Source organism: Hymenobacter agri (genome assembly GCF_054778495.1).
Genome location: NZ_BAAGZM010000408.1, coordinates 1 through 3,875, shown reverse-complemented (window position 1 = coordinate 3,875; position 3,875 = coordinate 1). Strand labels below are relative to the sequence as shown.

General features: G+C 61.5%; 3 protein-coding genes. All 3 read left to right on the top strand.

The window, feature by feature from the left end; all coding sequences use genetic code 11:
- Window positions 1-1,230 (top strand): replication-associated recombination protein A (locus ACYVDE_RS16690; protein WP_460502684.1); only part of this gene is annotated, 1,230 nt, incomplete at its 5' end.
- 223 nt (window positions 1,231-1,453) lie between these two features.
- On the top strand, window positions 1,454-3,226 hold the full coding sequence (gene sppA / locus ACYVDE_RS16685; protein WP_460502683.1) for a SppA family protein: 1,773 nt from the start codon (window positions 1,454-1,456) through the stop codon (window positions 3,224-3,226).
- Window positions 3,227-3,347: 121 nt separating this feature from the next.
- A partial coding sequence (locus ACYVDE_RS16680) for a purine-nucleoside phosphorylase (protein WP_460502682.1) occupies window positions 3,348-3,875 on the top strand: 528 nt, incomplete at its 3' end.

The following is a 3,875-nucleotide window of genomic DNA, read 5'->3' as shown; positions in this document are numbered from 1 at the left end:
CTGGCCGACTACGCCGGCCAGCAGCACCTAGTGGGCGAGGCCGGCGTGCTGCGCCGCTACCTGAATTCCGGCCGCCTGCCCAGCCTGATTTTGTGGGGCCCGCCCGGCGTGGGCAAAACCACCCTGGCCCACTTGCTGGCCTCGGAGCTGAAGCAGCCGTTTTCAGCTCTCAGCGCCATCAACGCGGGCGTGAAGGACGTGCGCGATGTGATTGAGAAGGCCAAGCGGCAGCGCGGCACGGTGCTGTTTATTGATGAAATCCACCGTTTCAGCAAGGCGCAGCAGGATGCGCTACTGGGCGCGGTGGAGCACGGCACCGTGACGCTGATTGGCGCCACGACTGAAAATCCGTCGTTCGAAGTCATCCCAGCCTTGCTCTCGCGCTGCCAAGTGTATGTGCTGGAAGCGCTGAGCGCCGACACGCTGCGCGGCTTGGTGCAAAAGGCTCTGACCGAAGACGCGGCCATGCAGCAGAAAAAAGTGGTGCTCAAGGAAGACCACGCCCTGCTGGCCCTCTCGGGTGGCGACGCCCGCAAGCTGCTCAACCTGCTCGAAATTGTGGTGCAAAGCACGCCGCCCGATAAAAAGGGCGTTATTCAGATTACTGATGCCGTGGTGCAGCAGGTGGCCCAGCGCCCGCTGGCGCGCTACGACAAGGGCGGCGAGATGCACTACGACGTCATTTCGGCCTTCATCCAATCCATCCGCGGCTCCGACCCCAACGCCGCGCTCTACTATCTGGCCGTGATGCTGGAAGGCGGCGAGGACGTGAAGTTCATTGCCCGTCGCATGCTCATCCTGGCCTCCGAAGATATCGGCAACGCCAACCCCAACGCCCTGATGCTGGCCACCAGCTGCTTCCAGGCCTGCACCGTAATCGGCCTGCCCGAGTCGGATTTGATTCTGGCCCAGACGGTTATTTACCTAGCCACGTCGCCCAAGAGCAACGCGGCCTACCTGGCCATTCGGGCGGCGCAGGCTGAGGTGAAGGCTAACGGCGTGTACCCCGTGCCGGTGCCACTGCGCAACGCCCCCACGCGCCTGATGAAACAGCTCGGCTACGGCAAGGAGTACGCCTACTCGCACAATGGCGAAGGCAACTTCGAAGAACAGGAGTTTCTGCCCGACGCGCTGAGCGGCAAGCGCTTCTACGAGCCGGGCTTGAACCCCAGCGAGGCCAAGATTCAGGAGCGACTGCGCGGCTGGTGGGGCGAGAAGTATGGGTATTAGGATTGGTGTTATGAACGAAAAAGAATGAACGTCATGCTGAGCGCAGTCGAAGCATCTCTACCGGGCTAATTACTACCACACGCGAGATGCTTCGACTGCGTTCAGCATGACGTGCTATGTAATAGGTTCGTCTATTCAGCGATAACCCCGATAACTGCCCGCGTAATCCCAACGATTCCGGCCCCGGGCCTACATTTACCTTCTCAACCTTTCAACTGCATTCATGCGTCAGTTTTTCAAATTCGTGCTGGCCACCCTCGTGGGGCTGGTCGCGTTTAGTTTTATCGGTTTTCTGATTCTGGCCGGCATCATCGGCGTAGCATCGCGCGCCGACGACAAGAAGGAAGTGGCCGCCAACTCCGTGCTCGAGCTCAAGCTGAACGAGCCGCTGACGGAGCGCGGCCGCGGCCGGGAGTTCGGCCCCTTCGGCGGCAGCGGCTCCACGGGTCTCATCGAAATCAAGGAGGCCATTCGCCGCGCCAAAACCGACGGCGACATCAAGGGCATTCTGCTGAACCTGGAGCTGGTGCAGGGCGGCATGGCCTCGCTGGAAGAAGTGCGCGACGCGCTACTCGACTTTAAGAAGTCGGGCAAGTTTGTAGTGGCCTACCACGAGGTGAGCTCCGAGAAGAGCTTCTACCTGTCGTCCATCGCCGACGAGATTTACCTGCACCCGCAGGGCACGCTCGAATTCAACGGCCTGAGCTCGGAGGTGATGTTCTACAAGCGCCTGTTCGACAAGGCCGGCATCGAGCCCTACATCTTCCGCGTGGGCTCGTTCAAGAGCGCCGTGGAGCCGTTTTTCCGCGAAAACTTCTCTGACTCGGCCCGCTACCAGACGGTGTCGTTCCTGAACTCCATCAACAACCACATGATTGGCCAGGTGGCCAAGTCGCGCGGCATCGCGCCCGAGCGCCTGAAGGTGATTTCCGACTCGATGCTGGTGCACAACGCCCCCGACGCCTTGCGCCTGAAGATGGTGACCAAACTTGGCTACTTCGATGAGGTGCAGGACTATTTGCGCGGCAAGCTGGGCCTGGCCAAAGACAAAAAGCCGAACCTGGTAAGCCTGAGCGACTACGCCGACGGCGACAAGGCCGACGAAAAAGACGGCAACACCAGCGGCAACCGCATTGCCGTGATTTACGCCGAGGGCGACATCGTGACCGGCAAGGGCTCCGACGACAACATCGGCAGCACCAAGTTTGCCGAGGCCATCCGCAAGGCCCGCCTCGACGACAAGGTGAAGGCCGTGGTGCTGCGCATCAACTCGCCCGGCGGCTCGTCGCTGGCGTCCGACATCATCTACCGCGAAGTGGTGCTGACCAAAAAAGTGAAGCCAATTATTGCCAGCATGAGCGACGTGGCGGCCTCGGGCGGCTACTACATTGCCATGGCCTGCGACACCATTGTGGCGCATCCGAACACCATCACGGGCTCCATTGGCGTGTTTGGCGTGCTGCCCAACATTCAGCCGCTGCTGGCTGATAAGCTCGGCATCACCGTCGACCGCGTGACGACCGGCAAGTTCTCCGACCTGCCCACCATCACCCGCCCGCTCTCCGATTTCGAAAAGCGTACGCTGCAAGGCGAAGTGAACAACATCTACGCCGACTTCACCAGCAAGGCCGCGCAGGGCCGCCACATGCCCGTCGAACGCCTGCGCCGCATCGCCTCGGGCCGCGTCTGGAGCGGTATCGAAGCCAAAGGCAACGGTCTGGTCGATGTGCTGGGCGACTACCAGGATGCCCTCAACATTGCCGCCGCCCGCGCCCACCTCAAGGCCGACGACTACAAGGTGCAGCGCCTGCCCCGCCAACGCTCGTCGTTCGAGGCCCTCATGGCTCGCTTCGGCGGCGACAGCGAGGCCGAAGTGAAGGCCCGCGCCATCAAGGCCGAGCTGGGGCCGCTGTACCCGGCCTACGCGCAGTACCAGCAGCTGATGCAGCTGCGCGGCGTGCAGGCTAAGCTGCCGTATTCGATTGATATTCAATAAAATTTATCAGTAGCCTGTCATCCTGCGCTTGCGAAGGACCTTGTCACGTTTGAGCGATTATCGTTCAGCGGTGATAAATTCCTTGGCAAGCGCAGGATGACAGTTTTTTACCCTGACCCTTATGCTCTCCCAACTCCAAGAAGCCGCTTCCTACATTCAGGCCAACTCGGCCAACTTTCAGCCCGAAATCGGCATCATTCTCGGCACTGGCCTCGGGGCGCTGGCCCGGGAGGTTGAAATCGAGCACGAAATCAACTACGCCGATATTCCGCATTTCCCGCTGAGTACCGTGGAAAGCCACGCCGGACGGTTGCTGCTGGGCCGCATGGGCGGCAAAAAGGTGGCCGTGCTGCAAGGCCGCTTCCATTATTACGAGGGCTACACCATGCAGCAGGTGGCCATGCCGGTGCGCGTGCTCAAGCTGCTGGGCATCGCCAACCTGCTGGTGAGCAACGCCGCCGGTGGCCTGAACCCCGACTTCAAGCTGGCCGATTTGATGCTGATTGACGACCACATCAACCTGCAGCCCGGCAACCCGCTCATCGGTCCCAACCTCGACGAGCTGGGCCCACGCTTCCCCGACATGTTTGCCCCCTACGACGCCGGCCTGCTGGCCCGCGCCGAAGCCGCGGCCGCTGCGCTGGGCCAG

Coding starts and splice junctions, on each gene's coding strand:
- sppA (WP_460502683.1), top strand. CDS start 1,454: ATGCGTCAGTTTTTCAAATTCGTGCTGGCCACCCTCGTGGGGCTGGTC.